Raw genomic sequence first — 24368 nt, forward strand, 5'->3', positions numbered from 1 at the left:
CGCCCGCGTGTCCCGCGCCCGCCCGCCGGCCCTCGCCCGGCGAGGGGCGGCGACACGTGCCGTGAGCGGCTGAAACTTTCAGCCCGGTCAGGTGGGCGGTTTCCCATGCACGTGCAGCAAGACGCCGTCGAACGGCAAATTCAAAGCCGTTATACCGATCTACACCACAATCCCGGAATAAGTTGACGCGTTCGTCGGAAAGACTTAGCTTTACCTCCGGTGGGAGCGCTCCCACTCATCCCCCACCCCGCTTGGATCAAGGGCGATGAGCTGGGATAAAGTCCCTGCACACCGGCAGATGACCCGTTTCTTGACCTCGCGTCAGCGAAAGGACTCCCCCCGTGCCTGATTACACGATCACCGGCGGCGGCTACCAGGCCACGATCAGCGAGCGGGGCGGCGCGCTCCGGGTGCTGCGTCACGGAGACCGCGACCTGGTGACGAGCTGGCCGGAGGGCGGGCCGGTCCCCTACTACAGCGGCACGATGCTCGCTCCCTGGCCGAACCGGGTGGTCGGGGCCGAGTACGCCTTCGACGGACGGCGTCACCATCTGCCGGTGAACGAGCCCGACCGCGGTCACGCCCTGCACGGCCTGGTCTCCGACCGCGACTGGGAGTGCGCGGAACTGCTCGTGGTGGAGGACCACCACGGCCACGTCCGGCTGACGTACATCGTGGAGCCGGTCGAGGGCTATCCCCACAGGATCGCCCTGGAGGTGCGGCACGCGCTCTCCGAGGAGGGCCTGTCCACCACCCTCACCGCGCAGAACGTCGGCGAGAACGCCGCGCCGTACGGCTGCGGGCCGCACCCCTGGCTGCTCGCCGGGCCGGACGTGACCACGTACGAGCTGGAGCTTCCGGCCGGCCGGGTGCTGCTCACCGACGAGCTGCTCGCCCCCACCGACCTGGTGGACGTGGCGGGCACGCCGTACGACTTCAGGGCCCCGCGTGTCATCGGGGAGACCGCCGTCGACCACGCCTTCACCGGCGTGGCGGACGGCCGGGTGCGCGTGCGCGGCCCGGAGGGCGGGGTGGACCTGACCTGGGACCCGGCGGTCATGCCGTGGGTGCAGATCTGCACCGGTACGGGGCTCGGCCACCAGGGGCTGGCCGTGGAGCCCATGACCTGCCCGCCCGACGCGTTCAACTCGGGCACCGATCTGATCGTCCTGCAGCCGGGGGACAAGCACGAGGCCACGTGGACCATCGCGGCCGTCAACGAGGAAGGCTGATGGACAGCAGGACCAAGAGACGACTGTCCCCCGCGCAGCTCGGCGAGATCGCCCGTGACGCGCTGGGCTGCGGGCTGACCTCTTCGGAAGAGCTCACCGACGGCTTCGCCAACGCCGTGTGGCGGCTCCGGCTGGACGACGGGCGCCAGGTGGTGCTCAAGGTGGGGCCGCCGCCGGACCTCCGGATGCTGACCTACGAACGGCATCTGCTGCGCACCGAGGCGATGGTCTACCACCTGGCCAAGCCCGCGGGGCTGCCGATGCCCGACCTGCTGCGCGCCTCGTTCGACGACCCGGCGCTCGGCGGCGACTACCTCGTCCTGTCCGCCCTCGACGGCAACTCGTGGAGCGACACCCCTCTCGGCCCGGCGGAGGAGAACGCGGTCCGGTTCGAGCTGGGCCGCCATCTCGCCCGGCTGCACGCGATCCCGGGCACCGGCGTCTTCGGCTACCCGTACGCGGGGCTGACCGGCCGGACGTGGCGGGACGCGTTCCTCGTCATGATGGGCGCGGTGCTGGACGACGCCGTCCACTACAACACCCGGCTCCCCACGACGATCGTGGAGATCGCCGGGCTCGTCCACAGGAACACGCACGTCCTCGACGAGGTGGTCACCCCGGCGCTGGTCCACTTCGACGTGTGGCCCGGCAACGTGTTCCTCGACGGCGACCGGCGCATCCAGGCGGTCATCGACTTCGAGAGGGCCTTCTGGGGCGATCCCCTGGCCGACTTCGTCACTCCCACCCTGTTCGGCGAGTTACGCGAGGACGACCCGCTGCTCGTCGGCTACCGGGCGGAGGGCGGTGAAGCGGACCTCGGCGACGGAGCCCGGATCCGGCTCGCCCTCTACCGGGTCTACCTCTACCTGATCATGCTCGTGGAGGACGGCCCCCGGCAGTACCCGGAGGAGTCCTACGGCCGCATCCGCGACCTGTCCACCCGATCACTCGCGAGCTGCCTCGACACCCTGAGGGCCGGCCTGCGACAGCACGGGCCACACGCCCGCGTCTGAACCGGGCTCCCGCCCGGCCCGTCACACCGTCCGACGGGCACGCCACACCCCCGTGACCACCCAGGGTCACGGGGGTGTGGTCCGTTCCGGGTCAGGCGTCCAGCACGAGGGACTGCGAGCCGCAGCCGGTGCCGGTGTGCGGTTCGGCGTCGCCGGTCGCCGCGACGGCCGCGGGGGCGCCGACGGTCACCGAGGCCACGAAGGCCAGGACCATCGCTCCGGCCGCGACACGCGGCGCGCGGGGGACACGAGCAATCACGACGACTCCTCACAGCCGACTCTACTGATCACAAAATAGCGTGCCGGGGTCCGCTCCGGTAGGTCCGCTTCCCCTCACACCTCTCCCGCTCCCCGGCGGGTCACCATCTGGTGGCCTGCCGGGTATGGAGTCCCCGAGCCGCTCGTGCGACAATCTCAACGGGTGATGAATTATGGACACGACATGTGTGATCGCGGGCGGCGGGCCCGCGGGGGCCGTGCTCGGGCTGCTGCTGGCCCGTGCGGGCGTCGACGTCACGCTCCTGGAGAAACACGCGGACTTCCTGCGCGACTTCCGCGGCGACACGATCCATCCCTCCACCCTTCAGGTGCTGCACGAGATCGGGCTGGCCGAGGCGTTCCACCGGCTGCCGCACTTCGAGGCGCACACCATGTCCCTGGAGACCGACGAGGGCCGGGTGCGCATCGCCGACCTGAGCAGGCTGCCCGGCAGGTACAAGTACATCGCCTTCGTCCCGCAGTGGGACTTCCTCGACCTCGTGACCGGCGAGGCGCGCCGCTACCCCAACTTCCGCCTGCTGATGAACGCCACGGTCACCGACCTCGTACGGGACGACGGCGCCGTCCGGGGGGTGCGCTACCGCGACGAGCACGGCGCGGAGCACGAGATCCGGGCCACGCTGACGGTGGCGGCGGACGGCCGGAACTCCGTCCTGCGGCAGGCGGCCGGTCTCGCGCCCCGGCGGTTCGGCGCGCCGATGGACGTCGTCTGGTTCCGGCTGTCGCGCGAGGCCGGCGATCCGGGGCAGCCGTTCCTGCGGGCGTCGGCCGGCGAGCTCATGGTCGCCATCGTGAGGGAGACGCACTGGCAGCTCGCCTACGTCATCCCCAAGGGCGGCTTCGAGGCGCTGCGGGCGCAGGGGGTCGCGGAACTGCGCGACCGGGTGCGGCGGCTGCTGCCCTTCCTCGGCGGCCGGGTGGACGAACTGCGCTCCATCGACGAGGCCGGCGTGCTGCGCGTGGAGGTGAACCGGATCTCCCGCTGGCACCTGCCCGGCCTGCTGCTGATCGGCGACGCGGCCCACGCGATGTCGCCGGTCTTCGGCGTCGGGATCAACCTCGCGGTGCAGGACGCCGTGGCGACGGCCAACATCGTCGGACCGGCCCTGCTGCACGGCCGGGCGCCGTCGGCGCTGCTGGCGAAGGTGCAGCGCCGCCGCCGGATACCCACGGTCGTCGTCCAGACCGCGCAGCGGGTGGTGCAGGACCGGTTCGTCCGGCCCGCCCTCGCCTCCGGTTCCGTACGGACGATTCCCGATCTCACCCGCGTGCCGGTGGTCCGCTCGCTGCTGCCCAGATTCATCGGCCTCGGCGTGCTTCCCGAGCACGTCCGTCTTCCGCCACGAGTGAAAGGATCTCAGCAGATGGACAAGGAGGGGGCCACAGGGGACGCGGTGCAATAACCTTGGTGTCCGTGAGCGCATCGAACCTCGACACCTGGCGTGACCTGTCCGCGGCCCAGCAGCCCGACTGGCCCGACCGCGGTGAGCTCGACAAGGTCGTCGCGGAGCTGGCCGGCCTGCCTCCGCTGGTCTTCGCGGGCGAGTGCGACCAGCTCAAGGACAGCATGGCCGCGGTCGCCCGCGGCGAGGCGTTCGTCCTGCAGGGCGGCGACTGCGCCGAGACCTTCGCGGGCGCCACGGCCGAGAACGTGCGCAACAAGCTCAAGACGCTGTTGCAGATGGCGATCGTGCTGACCTACGCCGGCCGCGTCCCGGTCGTCAAGATCGGCCGGCTGGCGGGCCAGTTCGCCAAGCCGCGCTCCAAGCCCACCGAGGTGCGCGACGGCGTCGAGCTGCCCGCCTACCGGGGTGACATGGTCAACGGGTTCGACTTCACCCCCGAGGCCCGCCGCCCCGACCCGAACCGGCTGCTGCGCGCCTACCACTCCTCGGCCGTCACGCTGAACCTCGCGCGGGCCTTCACCAAGGGCGGGTACGCCGACCTCCGCCAGGTGCACGCGTGGAACCAGGACTTCGTCGCCGAGTCCCCGGCCGGGCGGCGCTACGAGCAGCTCGCGCGGGAGATCGACCAGGCGCTCGCGTTCATGCGGGCCTGCGGGGCCGACCCCGAGGAGTTCCACACCGTCGAGTTCTACTCCTCCCACGAGTCCCTTATCCTCGACTACGACCGGGCGCTCACCCGGATCGACTCGCGTACGGGCCTGCCGTACGACGTGTCGGCGCACATGGTGTGGATCGGTGAGCGCACCCGGCAGCTCGACGGGGCGCACGTGGAGTTCTTCAGCCGCATCCGCAACCCGATCGGCGTGAAGCTCGGCCCGACGACCACGCCGGAAGAGGCCATCGCGCTCATCGACAAGCTCAACCCGGACAACGAGCCGGGGCGGCTCACCTTCATCACGCGGATGGGCGCCGGGAAGGTGCGCGACGCGCTGCCGACGCTCGTCGAGAAGGTCAACGCGAGCGGCGCGACCGTGGCCTGGGTGTGCGACCCCATGCACGGCAACACGTTCGAGGCGCCGAGCGGCCACAAGACCCGCCGGCTCGACGACGTGCTCGACGAGGTCGCGGGCTTCTTCGAGGTCCACCACGCCCTCGGCACGCACCCCGGCGGCATCCACATCGAGTTCACCGGCGACGACGTGACCGAGTGCGTCGGCGGCGGGCACGCGATCGTGGAGGAGGACCTGGCGCTGCGGTACGAGACGGCCTGCGACCCCCGCCTCAACCGCGGTCAGTCGCTCGACCTCGCCTTCCGCGTCGCGGAGCTCTACCGCTCCAGCTGAAGTCCGGAGCTGACGTCCGGCTGAGACCGGCACCGTCGCCCCGGCCGGTCCGCGTCCGGGGTGACGGGAGGGCCGGGCCGACACGGCCCGGCGCGGCCCGGCGCCTCAGCCGTTCTTGGCCTCCGCCTCGATCTGGGCACGGATGGAGTCCATGTCCAGCGCGCGGAGCTGACTGATCAGGTCCTCGAGCGCGGGCTTGGGAAGCGCGCCCGGCTGCGCGAACACCACGATGCCGTCCCGGATCGCCATGATCGTGGGGATCGCGGTGATCTCGAACCCCTCCGACAGGCCCGGCTGCGCCTCAGTGTCGATCTTGCCGAACGTGATGTCCGCGTGCTCTTCCGACGCCTTTTCGAAGATCGGTGCGAACGATCGGCAGGGGCCACACCAGGACGCCCAGAAATCGAGCAGTACGATGCCGTTGTCGGCGATGTCGTTGAAGTTCTTCTCGGTCACCTCGACGGTTGCCATGGGCGACTCCTTTCAGTCGGTCTTCAGCGGGCATAACCAGCCGGACGATTCAAGCATTCCATTCGCAGTGAGCCTCATGTCACCGGGCAGGAGACCCCCTTGAGCTGACGTCCGAAGGAGCAGGCGGATGACGACCCACGCCGTACGGCCGAGTGATCTGGTGCCTCACCGGGGCCCCGGCGCCCGTCTCACCTCGTGGCTGTCGACCACCGACCACAAGGTCATCGGCAACCTGTACATGGTCACCGCGTTCTGCTTCTTCCTGGTCGGCGGCATCGAAGCGATGATCATCCGCGCGGAGCTCTTCGAGCCGGGGATGCAGTTCGTCACCCTGCAGCAGTACAACATGATGTTCACGCTGCACGGCAGCGTCATGCTGCTGCTGTTCGCCACCCCGCTGTTCGCCGGGTTCGCGAACGCGATCATGCCGCTGCAGATCGGCGCTCCGGACGTGGCGTTCCCCCGGCTGAACATGGCGAGCTACTGGCTGTTCCTGTTCGGCGGGCTGATGGTGGTGGGGTCGTCGCTGGCGGGCGGGGCGCCGACCTTCGGGTGGACGGCCTACACGCCGCTGTCGACCGCGCCCTTCACCCCGCAGCTCGGCGGAGACCTGTGGATCATGGGGCTGGCGCTGTCCGGCCTCGGGACGATCCTCGGCTCGGTCAACTTCATCACGACGATCATGTGCATGCGCGCGCCGGGCATGACCATGTTCCGGATGCCGATCTTCACGTGGAACGTCTTCTTCACCTCGATCCTCGTCCTGCTCGCCTTTCCGGTGCTCGCCGCCGCGCTGCTGGCGCTGGAGATCGACCGCAAGCTCGGCGCGCACATCTACGACCCGCAGACGGGCGGCCCGCTGCTCTGGCAGCACCTGTTCTGGTTCTTCGGCCACCCCGAGGTCTACATCATCGCGATCCCGTTCTTCGGCATCATCACCGAGGTCATCCCGGTGTTCAGCCGCAAGCCGCTGTTCGGGTACGTCGGGATGGTCGGCGCGACGATCGCGATCACGGCGTTGTCGGTGACCGTGTGGGCCCACCACATGTTCGCCACCGGGCGCGTGCTGCTGCCGTTCTTCTCGCTGATGACGTTCCTGATCGCCGTGCCGACCGGGGTGAAGTTCTTCAACTGGACGGGCACGATGTGGCGGGGCCATCTCACGTTCGAGACGCCCATGCTGTGGGCGGTGGGGTTCCTCGTGACGTTCCTGCTCGGCGGGCTGACCGGGGTGATCCTGGCCTCTCCGCCGCTGGACTTCCACGTGACCGACACCTACTTCGTGGTCGCCCACTTCCATTACGTGGTGTTCGGCACGGTGGTTTTCGCGATGTTCTCCGGCTTCTACTTCTGGTGGCCCAAGTTCACCGGGCGGATGCTGAACGAACCCCTCGGGAAGATCCACTTCTGGATGCTGTTCATCGGGTTCCACCTGACGTTCCTCATCCAGCACTGGCTCGGCGCGCAGGGCATGCCCCGGCGGTACGGCGACTACTCGGCCAACGACGGCTTCACCTGGATGCACCAGGTGTCGAGCGTCGGGGCGTTCCTGCTCGGGCTCTCGACCCTGCCGTTCATCTACAACCTCTTCTGGACCTGGCGGCACGGGGAGAGGGTGACGGTCGACGACCCGTGGGGGCACGCCAACTCGCTGGAGTGGGCCACCTCCTGCCCGCCGCCGCGGCACAACTTCGTGTCGATCCCGCCGATCCGCTCCGAGCGGCCCGCCTTCGACCTGCGCTACCCGAGGGCCGGCGGCAAGCCGGGCGAGCCGCCGGAGACCAAGCGGGACTTCGTCGATCCCAACGCGTGAGCCGCCCACTGCGCCGGGCCCGTCCTGGGGCGTCGCAGGTCCCGCGGCGTCGCAGGTCCCGCGGCGGCATGGAAAGGGGCCCCCGTCTCCGGGGGCCCCTTCCTTCACGTGCGGACCGTCAGCCCTTGCCGCCGGGCAGGTCCAGCCCGATGAGCAGCGGGTCGTGGTCGGAGGAGCGGAACGCGTCGGGCTGGTACAGCCCCGGCGGGTTGAACTCCGTGTTGTAGTCGAGGATGCGGGACTCGTCGGAGTTGACGTGCCAGATCGTCGCCCCGGTGACCCGGCTCGCCAGTTCGCCGCCGGCGAGGGCGTGGTCGAGCTCGCCCGACAGCCCGTCGAACAGGTAGCTGTAGCGCAGGGCCTCGGGGACGAACCGCTTGGTGAGGCTGACCAGCCCACCCTGCTCCAGAGTGTGGATCGGGTCCTCCTCGCCGTACGCGTTGAGGTCGCCGATCACCAGCGGGCTGGTCAGGTGCATGCTGTCGATCAGCCCGAGCACGGCCCTGGCCTGCCGCACGCGCTCGTCGTTGTAGCAGCCCTGGCCGTGTTCCTGGTCCGGGGCGGGAGCGTCCGTGTCGCAGCCCTTCGACTTGAAGTGGTTGACGACCAGCGTGAACGACGGCCCGCCGTACACGCGGCGGAACTCCTGGATGAGCGGCGGGCGGCGGAAGACGGGGTCGGTGGACGACCTGGCGGCGCCGACCGGGGTGACCCTGGCCGGCTTGTAGATCGCCGTCACATGGATGGCGTCGCCGCCCGGGTACGGGTGGGTGAGCGCCTTGTAGGTGCCGGCGCCGACCTTGGCGTTGAGCGCGTCCACGAGGGCCTGGACCGCGGTCTGCCCGTTGTTCTCCACCTCCATGAGGCCGACGACGTCGGCGTCGAGGCCCTGGAGGGTGGCGACGATCTTCGCGAGCTGGCGCTGCTGCTCCACGACCGTGTTCGCGCCGCGGGAGCCGAGCGTGGTGAACCAGTTCAGCGTGTTCAGGCTGGCCACCCGTACCGTGCCGCCGACCGCCTGGGGGGTGCCGAGGCGCGGGTTGGTGCGGGCGAAGCGGATCTCGGTGGTGGGCTGCAGGCGGTACACGTCGAAGCCGTAGGTCAGGACTCCGGTGACGCCGTACGCGGTGTCGCCCAGGCGGGGGACGCCCCGCGTCCCGACGTACGGGATGGTGGCGGGGTTCTGCACCGTCGAGCCGTCGTCGATCAGCAGGGAGCGGCGCGCGTCGAGCGCGGGGTCGACGCCGTTCCGGTCGGTCGGCTGGAAGAGGCGGCCTCCGGCCGCGACGGTCACCTCGCCGTACCGGCCGAGGTTGTAGTGGTCGGTGAGGGTCAGCGGCTCGGGGAACGTCACGAGCACGTTCTCCAGCGGCTCGAAGGTCGTGCCCGCGGCCCTCGGCAGGGCGGTGTCGGCGGGCTTGACGCTTCCGGTGCCGCAGACGTCGACGGCGGTGACCGGCGAAAGCTCGGTCAGGCCGTTGAACTCGGCCACCCGGCCGGTGACGAGCACCCGGTCACCGACCTTGACGTCCTTGAAGGATTCGCGGGCGAACGCGAACAGGCCGTCGGAGGTCGCGGGGTCGGCGTCGGGCGTCGGGTCCTGGAAGTAGAACCCGCTGAGCTGGTCGGTGCGCTGGAAGTCGCCGGTCACGACGCCTTCGACCCGGACCGTCTGCCCGGTGAGCGGGGAGGCCGTCCCGCTGCCCTGCACCTCGGCGATCTGCCGGTCCGGCGACACGCCGCAGGGATCCCCGGTGGGGGTGGACGACGGCGACGCGGACGGCGTGACCGAGGGAGAGGCAGAGGGTGAGACGGAGGGCGACGGCGTGACCGAAGGGGACTCCGACGGAGTCGCCGAGGGGGTCGCCGACGGCGACGGCGCGCCACAGGGGGCCGGCGCCGTGGCCGTGTTGCGCGGGGCGGGCGCGCCCGAGGCGAAGTCGGCGGCGTTGTCGTCGGTGTCGGCGCAGCCGCCGCCGGCCCGCAGCGCGGCCGTGGCGTTGCTCAGCGTGGGAGCCGCCGCCGTTCCCTCGAAGTAGTTGGCGTTGCCGTATCCGACCAGGTCCGCGATCTGCGCGGTCTGCTCGGGCGTGCAGGGGATGGAGCCGCCGTTGCACGCGAGGCCCGTGGCCGAGCGGACCAGGGCGACCTTCCCGGCCGTGCCGCTCAGCGTGAGCGTGCCCACGGTGTCGGGCGCCGGGAGCGCGCCGCTCGGCGTCGTCCCGGCCGAAAGCTGGACCAGGTGATACTGCCCGGGGGCGAGCGAGCCCGACAGGTTCTGCTTCTGGGCGCCGAACGACCCGGTGCCGGTCGCGCTGGCGTACTGCAGCGACCAGCCGTCCAGGCTGACCGTGGCCGTGCCGCGGTTGAACAACTCGACGAAGTCGTTGGTGTAGGGGGCGCCGGTGTTGCCGCCGCCCCCGTACACCTGGCTGATCACGGCGGTGCCCGGCTCGGCCGAGGCGGGCACCGGGGAGATGGCGGTGGCGAGGACGGGCAACAGGCCGGCCGCGGCGAGCACGGCGACGGCCCGTCCGCGAACACGGCGGCGAAGGCCGCGACCACCGGGGTGGTCGGCGGCGCTGACTCGGGAGAGAGCACGCATGCCCCGGACTTTAAGGGCAAGCCCCCTCAACACCAGGACCAAATGGTGTCTTTAGTAAAACATTGGCTTAATTTGACGATCTGCGTACGGCACGGCAGTGCGCGTGCTGCCATTGCGCGGCGCGACCGGTGCTGGATCGGTCCATCGGGCGGGCCCGGCCCCAACCGGCTCAGCCCACCGGCTCAGCCCACTGCGCGCCCTCCGGCCGCACAGGTCCGGTCGGATCGAAGCGGGCGGATCGGTGAGCGCGGGTCAGGGATGGACGACCGCCACCGGACAGGTGACGGCGTCGATCAGCGGCCGGGTGACCGACCCGAGCCTGGCGAGCGCGCCCTTCTCCCGGGTGGCGCCGACGACCAGCATGGTCGCGCCGGAGGAGGCGTCGGCCAGGACGTCCAGCACCGGGCCCGAGACCGGCTGGAGCGCCGTCTCCACCTGCGGGTACCGCTCCCGCCAGGGCCGTACGGCGGCTTCCAGAAGCTCGACCGCCTCCCGGCCGGGGACGTCGGACATCACCATGGGAGCCATGCCCGCGCTCCAGGCGGCGGCCGGGTAGCGCATGGCGTGCACCGCGATCACCGACAGCCCGCGCAGGGCGGCCTCGCGGTAGGCGAAGGCGAGGACGTGGTCGTCACCGCCCCCGACGCCCGCGACGATCGGGCCGGGGTGGCGCGGGTGCGGCAGGGATCCCACGCCGCGCACCACGATCACGGGACAGTGTGCGTACGTGGCGACGTGCCCGGCGACGGAGCCCATCACGCGACGGGCCGCTCCGCTCAGGCCCCGCGAACCCACCACGACGAGATCGGCCGTCGCCGACAACGCGACGAGCCTCTCGGTGGCCTGGCCCTCGAACAGGTCCTCCCGCACGCGGACGCCGCTCGTGCACTGGCGCGCGCACTCGGCGCCGTGCCACAGCACGTGCTCGGCCGCGTGGTGCAGCGACTTGCGCGCCTCCTCGTCGCCCGGGGCGTACGGCGACTGCCAGGCGTGGCACACGGTGATGGGCGCCCGGCGGAACTCGGCTTCGTCCATCGCCCAGTCGAGCGCCTGCATGGCGAAGTCGGAGCCGTCGTACCCGACGACGATCCCCCGGCCCGTCTCCTCGCCGCTCTCCCGGCCGGTCCCCTGGCTGATCCGCCGGCCGATGTCCTGGCCGGTCCCCTGCCGCCTGTCAGCATCCATGTCCTCAGGCTGCCCCGGCGCCGTACGGCCGGGCAGGGCGGAAAGTCCCGAAACGGGGAGGCCGTCCGGCCCCGGGCCGGATCAGCGGCGGATCAGGAGCGGCTGCCGGCGAGCATCCCGGGACGGCGGTCGTGCTCCATGCCGGGCAGCACGACGACGACCGGGCACCTGGCCCGCAGCAGGCAGGCGGAGACGACGGGGTTGAGCACGGGGTAGGGCTCGGACTCGGCCTCGTGGGCGCCCAGCACCAGCAGGTCCGCGCCGTCCGTCGCGCGCAGCAGGACCTGGGCCGGAGGGCCCTCCACGACGACGGGCTCGACATGGCGCTCGCCGAGCTCGGCGACCGCCCGCCCGGCGATGTCCAGTGCGGCGCCCCGCTCCTCCTCCCGGGAGGTACGGCCCGCGATCGGCGCGTAGTGCGCGTGCAGCCCGCCCGTCCACTCCCAGGCGTACACCGCCTCCACCACCGCGCCGCGCAGCGAACCCTCGGCGGCGGCCCACCGAAGTGCGGCCTGCGACGCCATCGATCCGTTGATTCCCACCACGATCTTCGGCTGGTTCACGTCCCGCCTCGCTCTCCGCTCTCAGTCTCGCCCACCGGGGTTAACGGCATGTTGCCGTGGCGAAACGGTCAGAAGACAGGGGTCACGAGCATCCTCGTACCCACAAAGCCCCTCTGCCCCTCTCGTCCCATCGGGAACAGGCCATGTTTTGGAATGCGGCCCGGTCTGAGGACAGGGTATCGGTGGACCGGAGCGGTGCCGTTCCGCCGTTTTGCTCAGTCGAGAGCAACTCCTTTCCCGGCCGTTGCCGTGTCTCAAGAAGATCATGTCGGGGTGGGCCGGCGGCAGCGCCGTAGGGCTCGTGCCGGGGTGGCGCAGGTCCCCGCGTCCAGGGACCTTCGCCCAGGCCCACCGGCGGGCGAGCACGGCGGATGGGGTACGGGATCGGGGATCACCCTGATGCGCCCCGGCCCCCCGGACCGTACGCTGGCCCCTGGCCGGGGAGGGAGTCCATGGCGGGGGCGGGTGTGATCGACGAGTACGTCGCGGCGCTGGGGCGTGCGCTGCGCGGGCCGTCCGGCGCGCGGCGCGACCTGCTGGCCGAGGCGCGCGACGGCCTGCTGGACGCCGCCGAGGCCTACGAGTCCGGGGGCCTGCCGCGGGCCGAGGCCGAGCGGCGGGCGATCGCCGACTTCGGCACGGTAGACGAGATCGCACCCGGTTTCCAGCGGGAGCTCGCGGTGAGCCAGGGCAGGCGGACCGCGGCGCTGCTGTTCCTGAGCGTGCCGCTGACCGCGTTCCTGTGGGCGGTGATCTGGCGGGTCTTCCCCGAGACCGCGCGGATCGAGCAGGTCAAGCCGGGGTGGTTCGGCCTGCTGGCCAGGGCGGTGGACCTGCTGCAGCTCGGCGTGGGGGTCGTGGGCGGGCTCACCCTGCTCGCGCTCGGCCGCGGCCTGCGGCGGATCCGCCGCCCCGCGCTGGTCACCCGGCGGCTGGGGCTGTTCGTCTGGGTGCAGACGCCGCTGGTCGCGGCGATGGGCCTGACGCTGGCCGCGGCCGCCCGGGGCCCGGTGGGGTTCGGGAGCTACCTGCCGGGCCTGGCCGTGTCGGCCATCAGTTACCTGTTCGCCGGATCCGCCCTGTTCAGCGCGGCCCGCTGCCTGCGCTGCACGACGGCGGTCACCGCGCTCAGCGCAGCGGATCGAGAACGCTCCCTATCGCGCTGGTGAACGAGCGCCAGGCCGACCGCTCCCCCGCCAGCGCCTTGCGCCCCGCGTCGGTGAGCCGGTAGGTCCGCCGCCTGCGCCCGCCGTCGGCGGCCCACTCCCCGGCCAGCAGCCCGGCCCGCTCCAGGCGCCGCAGCGCCGGGTAGACCGTCCCGGTCGGCACGTCGAGCGCGCCGCCGCTGCGCTCGCGCAGCGCCTCGATGATCGCGTAGCCGTGCAGCGGCTCGCGCTCCAGCACGGAGAGCAGCAGGGCGTCCATGTGGCCCCGGAGCGCGTCGGCGTTCACGATCGCAGCCTATCCAGGTTCGTCACGGCCCCAGTCTATATGTAGGCTGTCTATATGTAGGCTGCCTACGCTTCCCCCTGGGAGAATCATGGATGTCGTCGATCTCGCCCGGCTGCAGTTCGCCGTGACGGGAAATCTACATTTCCTGTTCGTCGTGCTGACACTCGGACTGGCCCCCCTGGTGGCGATCATGCACACCCGCCTCGCCATCAGCGGGAATCCCCTGTACGAGCGGATGACCCGCTTCTGGGGACAGATCTACGTGATCAACTACGCGCTCGGCATCTTCACGGGCCTGGTGATGGAGTTCCAGTTCGGGCTGAACTGGAGCGGGCTGACGTCCTACGCGGGCGACGTGTTCGGCACGCCGCTCGCCCTGGAGACGCTGCTCGCCTTCTTCCTGGAGTCCACGTTCCTCGGATTGTGGATCTTCGGCTGGCACCGCCTGCCGCGCGGGCTCCACGTGGCGTGCATCTGGCTGGTGACGCTGACGGCGTACGCCTCGGCCCTGTTCATCATGGTCGCCAACTCGTTCCTGCAGCACCCGGCGGGCGCGGCCGAGGAGGGCGGGCGGCTGGTGCTGCGCGACTTCGGCGCGCTGTTCACCAATCCCAGCCTCGTCGCCGCCCTCCCCCACGTGCTGGGCGCGGGAGTGTGGGCGGGAGGCTCCGTCGTCATGGGCGCCAGCGCCTATCACCTGTTCCGGCGCACCGCCGAGCGGGAGTTCTTCACCCGCTCGCTGCGCATCGGCGTGCTCACCGCGTTCGTCGGCTCGTTCGTCACGGTCTGGTTTGGCTACACCCAGTTCGAACAGGTGCAACTCGTCCAGCCCGGCAAGTTCAAGGGCGTGATCCCGGCGCTGGGGATCAGCCTGATGATGGGCCTCGGCCAGCTGGTCCTGCTGGTCGTGTGGGCCGCGCTGCCGCTGCTGTTCCGCGACCGGCTGGTCCGCTGGCGCTGGACCCACCCGGTGCTGATGGTCATCGCCCCGGCCCCGTTCGGCCTGGTGATCGCCGGCTGGCTCACGCGCGAGGTGGGCCGCCAGCCCTGGCTGGTGTACGGCAAGCTCTCCGTGGCCGACGCCCTCACCCCCGCGCTGACCCCGGCGGCGATCACAGCCTCCTTCGCCGCGTTCGCCGGCGTGCTCGGCCTGCTCGCCGTCGTGGACTGGGCCCTGATCATCCGCGCCGTACGGCGGGGTCCCGGGGAGGTCGCCCTCGGCGCTCCCGACCACTCCGCCGATCACTCTCCCGCCCCCGCCCACTCGTTCTGAGGACCCCGCAATGGAGATTGTCTGGTTCGCGACGTTCGCCGTCCTGCTGGCCGGTTACTTCGCCCTGGAGGGCTTCGACATCGGACTCGGTGTCCTGCTGCCCGTTCTGGGGCGCTCCCCCGCCGACCGGGACCGCCTCGTCGGCGCGATGGCCCCGTTCGTGCTCGCCAACGAGGTGTGGCTGATCGCGCTCGCCGGAGTGCTGTTCGGTGCGTTCCCGGCGTTGGAGGGCCCGGTCCTGAGCGGCCTCTATCCCCTGGTCGCCGTCGTGCTGCTGGCCTGGATCGTGCGTGACGCGGGGCTGTGGTTCCGCCGCAGGGCCGGCGGCGCCCGCTGGCGGCTGGTGTGGGACGGCGCGGTGTGCGCGGGCTCCGCCGGGCTTGCCCTCGGCTGGGGAGCCGTGCTGACGGCCGTCGCACGCGGACTGCCCGCCTCGCCCCTCGACCCGCTCGGCCTCGCGGGAGGCGTCGCGCTGCTGGCGCTGCTCGCCTGGCACGGGCGGACGTTCGCGGCCTGGCGGCTCGACGGCGCGCGGGGCGGTTCGCTGCTGCTGTCGGCCTGCGCCGCCGCGCTTCCCGCAGTGCTGGTGGCGGCGGGGGCGGCCGGGCGGATGCTCGGCGACGCCGCCCCGGATCAGACACTGACGGTGCTGGGTGTCATGGTGGTGCCGTTCGTCCCGTTCCTCGTGGGCGCGCAAGTATGGGTGTGGCGCACCTTCTCGAAGGGCGCCCTGCCGACGTTCTTCTAGATGGGTGACCGGTGCACAAGGATCTCCTTCGGCTGGCCCGCGCCGAGCGGAGCGTCCGTCTCCACCTCGTCTGCTGCCTGGCGGCGGCGGTGGCGGCCGGGCTGCTCGTGCTCGTGCAGGCGGAACTGCTCGCCGGGGTGCTGTCGGGCCGCTTCGCCGTCACCGCGCTGCTCCCCCTGGCTCTGGTGGTCGCGGCGCGCGGGCTGTTCGGCTGGGCACAGGGGGTTCTCGCGGGCCGCGCGGCCACCGCGCTGAAGTCGGCCCTGCGGCGGCTGCTGCTCGGACGCGTGCAGGATCTCGGGCCGTCGTACCGGTCGGGTGAGGTGGTGACGCTCGCGGGGCGGGGGCTCGACGCGCTCGATCCGTACCTGACCGGCTATCTCCCGTCGGCCGCCGTGGCCGGGGTCGTGCCGTTCGCGGTCGTGGTCCGGCTGTTCGCCGCCGATCTCGCCACGGCGGTGATCGTGGTGCTCACGCTGCCGCTGATCCCGGTGTTCGGGGCGCTCGTCGGGTGGACCACCAGGGCGGTGACCGAACGCCAGTGGCGCGCCCTGGCCCGCCTCGGCGGCCACTTCCTCGACGTGGTGCGCGGCCTGCCGACGCTGCGCGCCTTCGGCCGGGCCCGTTACCAGGCGTCGGTGATCCGCGAGGTCGCCGAGGCGCACCGCGCCGCGACCATGCGCACGCTTCGGGTGGCCTTCCTGTCGTCGCTGGTGCTCGAACTCGTGGCGTCGCTGTCGCTCGCCCTGGTGGCGGTGCCCGTGGGCCTGCGGCTGCTGTCGGGCTCGCTCGACCTGCGCACGGCGCTGCTCGTGCTGCTGCTGGCGCCGGAGGCGTACCTGCCGCTGCGCGCGATGGGCACCCGGTTCCACGCCGCGATGGAGGGCGTCGCCGCCGCCGACGAGGCGTTCGCCGCGATCGCGCCCCCCGGGCGGCCCGGCGAGACGGATGGCACCGGCCGCGCAGCCGTACGGGAGGACGCGCCCGCCGGGGCGCCCCCGGTGACGGCGGAAGACGCCGCGCCCGCGACGGAGACGCGTGCGGAGCACGCCGCGCCGGCCGCGACGAGACGGGCGAGGGGCGCCGCTCCGCCCGGCGGGCCGGAGCCTCCCGAGATCCGGCTGGAGAACGTGACCGTGCGCTATCCGGGGCGGGCCGAGGCCGCGCTCGACCGGGTCACGCTGGTCGTCGAGCCGGGTGAGCGGGTGGCGATCGCGGGCCCGAGCGGCGCGGGGAAGAGCACGCTGCTGCACCTGCTGCTCGGGTTCGTGACCCCCGACGAGGGACGGGTGCTCGTCGGCGGGGAGGACCTCACGAGCCTCGACCTCGGCGAGTGGCGGCGGCGGCTCGCGTTCGTGCCGCAGCGCCCGCACCTGTTCGCGGACTCGGTGGCCCGGAACATCTCGCTCGGCTCGGCCGCCACGGCCGGGGAGATCCGGGCCGCCGCCGAGGCGGCCCAGGTGGCGGAGTTCGCCGAGTCCCTGCCCCAGGGGTACGACACCCCGCTCGGCGAGCGGGGGGCGAACCTGTCGGCGGGCCAGCGCCAGCGGGTCGCGCTGGCCAGGGCCTTCTGCCGCACCGGCACCGAGGTGCTGCTGCTGGACGAGCCCACGGCCCGGCTCGACGGCAGGAGCGAGGCGGCCGTCGTGGCGGCCACCCGAGGGCTGGCGCGGGGCCGTACGGCGATCATCGTCGCGCACCGCCCCGCGATGATCGAGCTGGCCGACCGGGTCGTCCGCCTCGACGGCGGCTCCCTCGTCCCCGCCGGGGACGAGCCCGCGCACGACGGACGGGAGGACGGACCGCGCGGCGAGGCGGCTCCCGGTGCCCTCGCCGCTCCGCGTGCGTGGCACGACCGGGCCTGGCACGGGACCGGCGGCCCGGGCGACGCGCGGGGAGCGGCGGACCGAGGCGAGGACGGGGAGGCGGGATGAGCCGCACGAGGACGGACGGCCCGTCGCCGCTGTCGGTGGTCGCCGTCGCCGGGACGGGGCGGCGGCTGGTGCTGGCCGCGGTCGCCGGGTCGGCCGCCGACCTCGCGGGGGTGGCGCTCATCGCGTCGGCCGCCTGGCTGATCACCAGGGCCGCCGAGCAGCCGCCGCTGGCGGCCCTGTCGGTCGCCATCGTGGCGGTGCGGGCGTTCGCCACCACCCGGGGGGTGTTCCGCTACGGCGAGCGGCTGGCCGGGCACGACGTCGCGCTGCGCGCCCAGGCCGGCACCCGCGAGCGCCTCTACCGGGCGCTGATCCCCGCCGGGCCGCTGCCGCAGCGCGGCGCCGACCTGCTCAGCCGCATGGTGGACGACACCGACGCCGTGCAGGACCTGCTCGTGCGGTGCCTGCTCCCGGCCGTCGCCGCCCTGGTCACCGGGCTCACCGCCGTCGTGATCGCGGGCTTCCTGCTGCCGGTCGCCGCGCCGGTGCTCGCCGCCGGTCTGCTCGCCGCCGGACTGGCCCTGCCGGCCGGCACGGCCGCCGCCGCGCGCCGCTGGTCGGCGCGGATCGCTCCGGCCCGCGCCGACCTCGCCGCACGGGTGGCCGACCTGGTGCACGGCGCGGCCGACCTCGCCGCGTACGGCGCGCGGGACGAGGCCCTGTCGGCCGCGATGGACGCCGACGGGCGGCTCTCCCGCCTCGAACGGGGACAGGCCCGGATCAACGCCGCGGCGCTCGGGATCGGCGTGCTGGCCCAGGGGCTGACCGTCGCGGCGGTGGTCTGGGTGGCCCAGGGCGCCGGGCTGGACCGGGTCGCGACGGCGGTGCTCGCCCTGACCTCGCTGGTGGCCTTCGAGCCCGCGCTCGCGCTGGGCGCCGCGGGCGAGCGGTTCGCGGCGGTGCTCGCGGCATTGCGCAGACTGCGGGAGACGGCCGCCACTCCCCCGGCGGTCCGCGAGCCGGACGAGCCGGCGCCGCCGCCGGAGCCGCCTCTGACGGTCGAGGTGGAGGACCTGGTGGTGCGGCACGGCGGGCGCGAGCCCGCGCTGAACGGCGTGAGCCTGACGCTGACGCCGGGCCGCCGGGTCGCGGTGGTCGGGCCGAGCGGCGCGGGGAAGAGCACGCTGCTGTCCGCGCTGATGCGCACGGTGGAGATCGAGTCGGGGGCGATCCGCCTCAACGGAACGGACGTGCGCCGCCTGTCGTCCGACGACGTGCGGGCGCGCGTCACCGGCCTCACCCAGGACCCGTACGTGTTCCAGGCCTCGTTCACGGACAACCTGCGCCTCGCCGGGCCGAGCGCCTCCACCGGCGAGATCGCGGCGGCCGTACGCCGGGCCCGTCTGGACGCGTGGGCGGGCCGCACCGGGTGGGACACGGTGCTCGGCGAGGACGGACGCACGGTCTCCGGCGGCCAGCTTCAGCGGCTCGCGCTGGCCCGGGCCCTGCTGTACGACCCGCCCGTGCTGCTGCTGGACGAACCGGCAGAGGCGCTGGACGAGGAGACGGCCGACCTGCTCACGGCCGACCTGCTGGACGCCACCAGGGGCCGCACCACGCTGCTGGTCACCCACCGGCTGCGCGGCCTGGAGCAGGTCGACGAGATCGTGGTGCTGGAGGGCGGCCGGGTCACCCAGCGCGGCACCCACGCCGACCTCGTCGGCGCGCCCGGCTACTACCGGGACCTGTGGGAGTCGGAGGCGCTCACCCGGCGCCGCGCCTGAACGCCGATCGCCGGCGGGCCATCCCCCCGGAGGCCCGCCGGCGACGATCGTGGACGCCGTCAGTTCGTCGGCGAGTTCTCGGCGAGCGTGGCGGTGATGGTGTTCTCCTTGCCGTCGCGGGTGAAGGTGACGGTCACCTTGTCGCCGGGACGAGAGCTCCGGATGATGCCGAGGACCGCCTCGGCGCTGTCCACCAGCTTGTCGTTGATCTTGGTGATCAGGTCGCCCTCCTTGAGGCCGGCCTTCTCCGCGGGACCGCCCGCCGTGATCGAGCTGATCACCGCACCCGGCGCGCCGCCGACCGAGTCGGCCACGCTCACGCCGAAGAACGCGTGGGTCGCCTTGCCCGTCTTGATCAGCTGCTCGGAGACCAGCTTCGCGGTGTTGATGGGGATCGCGAAGCCGACGCCGATGTTGCCGGAGCTGGAGCCCGAGGTGGCGATCGCGGTGTTGACGCCGACGACCTCGCCGGCCGCGTTGACCAGCGCGCCGCCCGAGTTGCCGGGGTTGATGGCGGCGTCCGTCTGGATCATGCCGCCGATCGTCGTGCCCTGGCTCTGCTGCTGCTGTTCCTGCTGTCCCATCCCCCAGGGGAACTGCGGCTGCTGCTGCTCCTCCGGGCTCTCGGTCAGGGTGCGGTCGAGCGCGCTCACGATGCCGGAGGTGACCGATCCCTCCAGGCCGAGCGGGCTGCCGATCGCGAGCACCGCGTCGCCGACCTGGAGCCTGTCGCTGTCGCCGAGCGAGGCCGGGGTGAGCCCGGAGACGCCCTGCGCCTGGATGACCGCGAGGTCGGTGGTGGGGTCGGTGCCCTTGACGACGGCGTCCGCCGTCTTGCCGTCGCTGAACTTGACCCTGACGGTGCCGCCGCCCGCTCCGCCGGCCGTCACCACGTGGTTGTTGGTCAGGATCAGGCCGTCGGCGGACAGGATGACACCCGAACCCTCGCCGCCGCCCGCGGAGGTCTTCACCTCGATCGACACGACCGAGGGCATGATCGCCTTGGCCACCGCCGCGATGGTGTTGCCGGAGGAGTTGGAGACCCCCTTGACCACCGGACTCGCGATCACAGGCCGGTCGCCGTTCACGCCGTTGGCGACGAGGGCCCCGGTAACCCCGCCGCCCAGCGCCACGGCCACGAGGGCGAGGCCCGCGCCCGCCTTCTGGCGAGCGGTCAACGTGCCCTTCCGCACCGGAGGCGCCGGGAACTGCGCCGTGTCATAAGGACCGCTCCCGTGCGAGCCGTACGCCTGGTAGGCCCCGGTGTACTGCCCGTGCTGCGGCGGAGTGCTGCCGAACTGGCTCCAGCCGTGGCTGGGAAGCACATCGGTGTTCTCGTTGCCGGGAACGTGCTCAGGTGAGCTCATCGCCATCCCCCTCAATGGATCCGCCGGTCATCCCGGCTCTCCGCCGGTACAGGTAATACGATGACGCATAGGCGATAAGGTCACGTTAAGCGATCAGCGACGGGGTTCCCCGAGCGCCCTACGCGTACTTTATGCGAGGCCGCCGGATGCTCACGGCTCAGGCCGTACGCTGCCGGTACTCGTCCCTGAGCAGCCGTTTGTAGAGCTTGCCGCTGGCCTGGCGGGGCAGTTCGCCGCGGAAGTCGACCGACTTCGGGCACTTGTAGTGCGCCAGGCGCTCCCGGCAGTAGGCGATGAGCTCCGCCTCCAGGGCCGGACCGGCCTCCGCCGGGTCGAGCGGCTGCACGACGGCCTTCACCTGCTCGCCCATCTCCGGGTCCGGCACCCCGAAGACGGCCACGTCGGCCACCTTGGGATGCACCGCCAGCACGTTCTCGGCCTCCTGCGGATAGATGTTCACGCCACCGGAGATGATCATGTAGGAGCGCCGGTCGGTGAGGTAGAGGAAGCCGTCCTCGTCCACGTACCCGATGTCGCCCAGGGTGGTCCAGCCGCGGCCCTTGGGGTCCCGCGCCGACGCGGTCTTCTCCGGGTCGCCGTGATACTCGAACTGCGGCCCCTTGGAGAAATAGACGATGCCGCGCTCGCCCGGCGGCAGTTCGTCGCCGTTCTCGTCGCACACGTGGGGGATCCCGAGCAGCGGGCGGCCGACCGTGCCCCGGTGCGCGAGCCAGTCCTCCGGCGAGGCGTACAGGAAGCAGTTGCCCTCCGTCCCCGCGTAGTACTCGTGGATGATCGGGCCCCACCACTCCATCATCCGCTCCTTGACCTCGACGGGGCAGGGCGCGGCGGAGTGGACCGCGCAGCGCAGCGACGACAGGTCGTAGCGCTCGCGCACCTCCCGCGGCAGCTTGAGCATCTTGACGAACATGGTGGGCACCCACTGCGCGTGGGTGACCCGGTGCCGCTCGACGAGCGCCAGCGCCTCCTCCGGGTCGAACCGCTCCATCACGACGACGGTCGCGCCAAGGCGCAGGAAGGTCAGGCAGTACCGCAGCGGGGCGGCGTGGTAGAGCGGCGCGGGCGACAGGTACACGCTGTCGGACGCCGGCGCGAACAGGCGCTCGACCAGCCGGAGCAGGACTCCGGGCGCGTCCAGCGGCGCCAGGCTGATCGGCGGTTTCACCCCCTTGGGCCGGCCCGTCGTGCCGGAGGAGTACAGCATGTCGATGCCCTGGCACTCGTCCTCGACCGGCGTCGCGGGCTGCCCGGCCACGGCCTCCTCGTACGACGTGAAGCCCGGGGCGACGCCGTCGAGCATGAGCCGCACCTCGACGCGGGGCGTGGCCTCGGTGACGGCGCTCGCGACCTCGGCGAGCCGCGCCGAGGAGATGAAGACCCGCGCTCCGCAGTTGTCGACGATGTACGACAGCTCGTCGGCCTGGAGGCGGGAGTTGATGGCCGTGTAGTACAGCCCGGAACGGTGCGCGGCCCACGCGATCACCAGGAAGAGCGGATGGTTCTCCAGCATGAAGGCGAGGTGGTCGCCGGGGCGCAGGCCGGCGGCCCGCAGCAGGTGCGCCAGGCGGTTGGACTCCTCGTCGAGCTCCCGATAGGTGATCACCCGGCCGGAGCCCGCCATGATCACTGCCGGTTTGTCCGGCGCCGTCGCCGCCATCGCCCCAGGGTGCATGACCGAAAGTTACTCGGTCCGCCACCGGCGCGGTAGGCGCGAGTTCCCGATGGCGCCCGCTCAGCGCTCCAGCGTCCGGTAGGGGTCGCGCAGCGGCCTGGCCCGCTCGGCGTACGCGGCCTTGATCTCCGTCATCTTCGGCCCCGGGGAGTAGAAGCGCCCCTTCGTCTCGCCGTACGGCTGGAGCCACCCGGTGGCCGCCAGTTCACGCAGGTCGCGGGCGGCCTGGCCCTGGCTCAGCCCCTCGTCGGCCTGGTACATCCCGCGGCGCAGCCGCCGGGAGACGAACACCTGGTAGAGCGCCGAGACCGTGCGCGGGTGCAGGCCCTGCTCCCCGGTCCGCTCCTCCAGCAGCATCCACACCTCGCCCGCCTCCGCGAGCCGGCGCCCCACCCGCTGTGCCTGCATGTGGTGGCAGCGCAGGACGAACCGCACCCACGAAAGGGTGTCACCGTGCGGGCTCCACCGGCCGCGTCCGACCAGGCCGAGCACGTCGTAGTAGTCGTAGGTGGTGCGGCCCTCGCCCAGCCACTCCTCGATCGAGGCGAACTCCGGCGTGGTGATCTGGTCGCGGCCGAGCACGAGCGTCTGCAGCGCCCGCGACATGCGCCCGTTGCCGTCCCGCCAGGGGTGGATCTTGACGAGGTTGAGGTGGGCCATAGCTCCGCGCACGTAGCCGGCGGCGTCGAGATCGCCCTCGTTGAGCCACTCGACCAGTTCCACGAGCAGGCCGGGCACCTGCTCGTGGTCCGGGCCCTCGTAGACCACCTCGCCGGTGGCCGAGTTCCGCACGTAGATCCCTCCGGGCCGGACCGTGCCCGGGGTCTTGTCCATGTGGTGGCCGATCATCATGAAGTTCAGCGCGTGCAGCAGGCCGGCGTCGTAGCGGAAGGCCCATGCCCGCGAGAGGGCGCCGATGTAGGTGAGCGCCTGCTGGTACCCGGAGATCTCGCGGGCGACGGCGGCCGGCGTCTCCAGGGGGTCCTCCCCCGACATGATCGACTCGATGTCCTCGACGCTGGCGTGGTAGCCCTCGATGGAGTTCGACCCCTGGATCGCCCGCGCCTGCAACTGCCGTCGCAGCAGGCCGTCCCAGCGGTGCGCCTCGGCCAGCCGGTATTTCAGGTCGCGCCGCATCTCCTCGATCTCGGCGAGCACCTTCTCGTCCGCGGCCTCCAGCGCCGGTGTGCCGTACAGCATGGGGCCATGACAGCACGAACGAATCATCCAGTCAAGCGACTGGATGATTCGTCCATTTATGTGGGCATTAGGTCGCGGAGACGACCGAGCCCTTGAACGTCTCCTCGATGTACTTCTTCACCTCGGGCCCGGTCAGCAGCCCGACCAGCGTCTTCACCCGCGGGTCGCTCTCGTGCCCCTGGGCGACCACCAGGCCGTTGGCGTACGGGTTGCCCTCGGCCTTCTCCAGCACCAGCGCGTCGGAGGACGGGTCGAGGTCGGCCTCCAGCGCGTAGTTGCCGTTGATCACGGCGGCGTCCACGTCGTCGAGCGAGCGCGGGAGCTGCGCGGCCTCCAGCGGGCGGAAGGTCAGGTTCTTCGGGTTGCCGGCCACGTCGCGCTCGGTCGCGGCGGTGCCCGCGCCGTCCTTCAGCGTGACCACGCCGTTGTCGGCGAGCAGCTTGAGCGCCCGGCCGAGGTTGGTGGCGTCGTTGGGCACCGCGACCGTGCCGCCCTGCGGCAGCGAGGCGAGGTCCTTGACCTTCCGCGAATACAGGCCGAGCGGCTCCAGGTGCACCGGGGCGACGAAGCTCAGCTTGGTGCCCTTGGACGCGTTGAAGTCGTCCAGGTAGGGCTTGTGCTGGAAGTAGTTGGCGTCGAGCCGGCCGTCCTGGAGCTGCAGGTTGGGCTGGACGTAGTCGCTGAACTCGACGAGCTCAAGCTTCAGCCCCTTGGCGGCGGCCAGGTTGTCGGCCACGTACTTCAGGATCTGCGCGTGCGGCACCGGGCTCACGCCGACCTTCAGCGGGGCGTCCGCCGCCGCCGAGCCGGTGGCGGTGGCCGTGCCCGGCGACGAGGATCCGCAGGCGGACAGCACGAGCGCGACCACGGCGGCGATGACGAGGCCGAGCGTTCTACGCATGGGAAAGGACTCCTTCTAGATGATTGATTCCAAGGGCTGAGGTTCGCGAACTGCCTGCGGACATGAAGCGAGGGTGTCCAAGATCGATTTGTGACGAAAGACCTGGACACCCTCGCCACCGCACTGTACGTGAAGATCGACGACTACCTGATCGCTTTCCCGGACC

20 protein-coding genes are annotated in these 24368 nt (G+C 72.0%); 10 read left to right on the plus strand and 10 right to left on the minus strand.

Features of this window, described 5'->3' with window-relative positions; all coding sequences use genetic code 11:
* Positions 1–341: 341 nt before the first annotated feature.
* Positions 342–1232 (plus strand): aldose 1-epimerase family protein, encoded by an 891-nt coding sequence (locus tag HHX33_RS15960; RefSeq protein WP_182875289.1) that lies wholly within the window; start codon positions 342–344, stop codon positions 1230–1232.
* Positions 1232–2245 carry a phosphotransferase family protein gene (locus tag HHX33_RS15965; protein ID WP_182875290.1) on the plus strand — a complete coding sequence of 338 codons (1014 nt, stop codon included), beginning with the start codon at positions 1232–1234 and terminating at the stop codon, positions 2243–2245. Before HHX33_RS15960 ends, HHX33_RS15965 begins: the two co-directional genes overlap by 1 nt.
* 91 nt (positions 2246–2336) lie before the next feature.
* Here the strand turns inward: HHX33_RS15965 and HHX33_RS15970 are convergent, their stop codons facing one another.
* Complete coding sequence (locus HHX33_RS15970; RefSeq protein WP_165900698.1) at positions 2337–2504, minus strand: hypothetical protein; 168 nt, start codon at positions 2502–2504, stop codon at positions 2337–2339.
* Positions 2505–2676: 172 nt separating this feature from the next.
* Here HHX33_RS15970 and HHX33_RS15975 point away from each other — a divergent pair, with 172 nt between their 5' ends.
* The gene (locus HHX33_RS15975) at positions 2677–3927 is read left to right on the plus strand and encodes an FAD-dependent oxidoreductase (RefSeq protein ID WP_182875291.1); all 1251 of its coding nucleotides are present in this window, start codon (positions 2677–2679) and stop codon (positions 3925–3927) included.
* A gap of 11 nt (positions 3928–3938) precedes the next feature.
* Complete coding sequence (locus tag HHX33_RS15980; RefSeq protein WP_396700325.1) at positions 3939–5273, plus strand: class II 3-deoxy-7-phosphoheptulonate synthase; 1335 nt, start codon at positions 3939–3941, stop codon at positions 5271–5273.
* Positions 5274–5378: 105 nt separating this feature from the next.
* Here the strand turns inward: HHX33_RS15980 and trxA are convergent, their stop codons facing one another.
* The gene (trxA, locus tag HHX33_RS15985) at positions 5379–5744 is read right to left on the minus strand and encodes a thioredoxin (protein WP_111701033.1); all 366 of its coding nucleotides are present in this window, start codon (positions 5742–5744) and stop codon (positions 5379–5381) included.
* Positions 5745–5871: 127 nt separating this feature from the next.
* Here trxA and ctaD point away from each other — a divergent pair, with 127 nt between their 5' ends.
* Complete coding sequence (gene ctaD, locus HHX33_RS15990; RefSeq protein WP_182875293.1) at positions 5872–7557, plus strand: cytochrome c oxidase subunit I; 1686 nt, start codon at positions 5872–5874, stop codon at positions 7555–7557.
* A gap of 118 nt (positions 7558–7675) precedes the next feature.
* On the opposite strand, the gene HHX33_RS15995 is transcribed toward ctaD, so the two are convergent.
* The 3 genes from HHX33_RS15995 to HHX33_RS16005 form a co-directional block, all read right to left on the minus strand.
* Positions 7676–10162 carry an ExeM/NucH family extracellular endonuclease gene (locus tag HHX33_RS15995; protein ID WP_182875294.1) on the minus strand — a complete coding sequence of 829 codons (2487 nt, stop codon included), beginning with the start codon at positions 10160–10162 and terminating at the stop codon, positions 7676–7678.
* 252 nt (positions 10163–10414) lie between these two features.
* Positions 10415–11347 carry a universal stress protein gene (locus tag HHX33_RS16000; RefSeq protein ID WP_182875295.1) on the minus strand — a complete coding sequence of 311 codons (933 nt, stop codon included), beginning with the start codon at positions 11345–11347 and terminating at the stop codon, positions 10415–10417.
* A 92-nt stretch (positions 11348–11439) separates the two neighbouring features.
* Positions 11440–11910 (minus strand): universal stress protein, encoded by a 471-nt coding sequence (locus HHX33_RS16005; RefSeq protein WP_111701037.1) that lies wholly within the window; start codon positions 11908–11910, stop codon positions 11440–11442.
* 452 nt (positions 11911–12362) lie between these two features.
* Here HHX33_RS16005 and HHX33_RS16010 point away from each other — a divergent pair, with 452 nt between their 5' ends.
* Positions 12363–13079, plus strand: coding sequence for a permease prefix domain 1-containing protein (locus tag HHX33_RS16010; RefSeq protein WP_182875296.1), 717 nt, complete (start codon positions 12363–12365; stop codon positions 13077–13079).
* On the opposite strand, the gene HHX33_RS16015 is transcribed toward HHX33_RS16010, so the two are convergent.
* Positions 13039–13362, minus strand: coding sequence for a helix-turn-helix transcriptional regulator (locus tag HHX33_RS16015; RefSeq protein WP_182875297.1), 324 nt, complete (start codon positions 13360–13362; stop codon positions 13039–13041). The genes HHX33_RS16010 and HHX33_RS16015 overlap by 41 nt on opposite strands.
* An 88-nt stretch (positions 13363–13450) precedes the next feature.
* Here HHX33_RS16015 and HHX33_RS16020 point away from each other — a divergent pair, with 88 nt between their 5' ends.
* Genes HHX33_RS16020 through cydC form a run of 4 tightly spaced genes read left to right on the plus strand, consistent with a single transcriptional unit; the run spans position 13451 to position 19041 of the window.
* The gene (locus HHX33_RS16020; protein WP_182875298.1) at positions 13451–14635 is read left to right on the plus strand and encodes a cytochrome ubiquinol oxidase subunit I; all 1185 of its coding nucleotides are present in this window, start codon (positions 13451–13453) and stop codon (positions 14633–14635) included.
* 10 nt (positions 14636–14645) lie between these two features.
* Positions 14646–15383, plus strand: a complete 738-nt coding sequence (locus tag HHX33_RS16025) for a cytochrome d ubiquinol oxidase subunit II (protein WP_182875299.1) — start codon at positions 14646–14648, stop codon at positions 15381–15383.
* Positions 15384–15394: 11 nt separating this feature from the next.
* Positions 15395–17317, plus strand: coding sequence for a thiol reductant ABC exporter subunit CydD (gene cydD / locus HHX33_RS16030; RefSeq protein WP_182875300.1), 1923 nt, complete (start codon positions 15395–15397; stop codon positions 17315–17317).
* On the plus strand, positions 17314–19041 hold the full coding sequence (gene cydC, locus HHX33_RS16035) for a thiol reductant ABC exporter subunit CydC (RefSeq protein WP_182875301.1): 1728 nt from the start codon (positions 17314–17316) through the stop codon (positions 19039–19041). Before cydD ends, cydC begins: the two co-directional genes overlap by 4 nt.
* Positions 19042–19100: 59 nt before the next feature.
* Here cydC and HHX33_RS16040 read toward each other — a convergent pair whose 3' ends face one another.
* The 4 genes from HHX33_RS16040 to HHX33_RS16055 all read right to left on the minus strand — a co-directional run bounded on the left by HHX33_RS16040 (position 19101) and on the right by HHX33_RS16055 (position 24202).
* Positions 19101–20408 carry a S1C family serine protease gene (locus tag HHX33_RS16040; protein ID WP_182875302.1) on the minus strand — a complete coding sequence of 436 codons (1308 nt, stop codon included), beginning with the start codon at positions 20406–20408 and terminating at the stop codon, positions 19101–19103.
* Between the two features lie 157 nt (positions 20409–20565).
* Positions 20566–22101: an AMP-binding protein gene (locus tag HHX33_RS16045; RefSeq protein ID WP_182875303.1), complete on the minus strand. Its 1536-nt coding sequence runs from the start codon at positions 22099–22101 to the stop codon at positions 20566–20568.
* 60 nt (positions 22102–22161) lie between these two features.
* Entirely contained in the window at positions 22162–23301 is a 1140-nt protein-coding gene (locus tag HHX33_RS16050) for a Fic family protein (protein ID WP_182875304.1), read from the minus strand.
* Between the two features lie 67 nt (positions 23302–23368).
* Entirely contained in the window at positions 23369–24202 is an 834-nt protein-coding gene (locus HHX33_RS16055) for a MetQ/NlpA family ABC transporter substrate-binding protein (RefSeq protein WP_182875305.1), read from the minus strand.
* Positions 24203–24368 lie beyond the last annotated feature (166 nt).

It is taken from the genome of Microbispora sp. H10670, from assembly GCF_014161385.1.
GTDB lineage: Bacteria > Actinomycetota > Actinomycetes > Streptosporangiales > Streptosporangiaceae > Microbispora > Microbispora triticiradicis.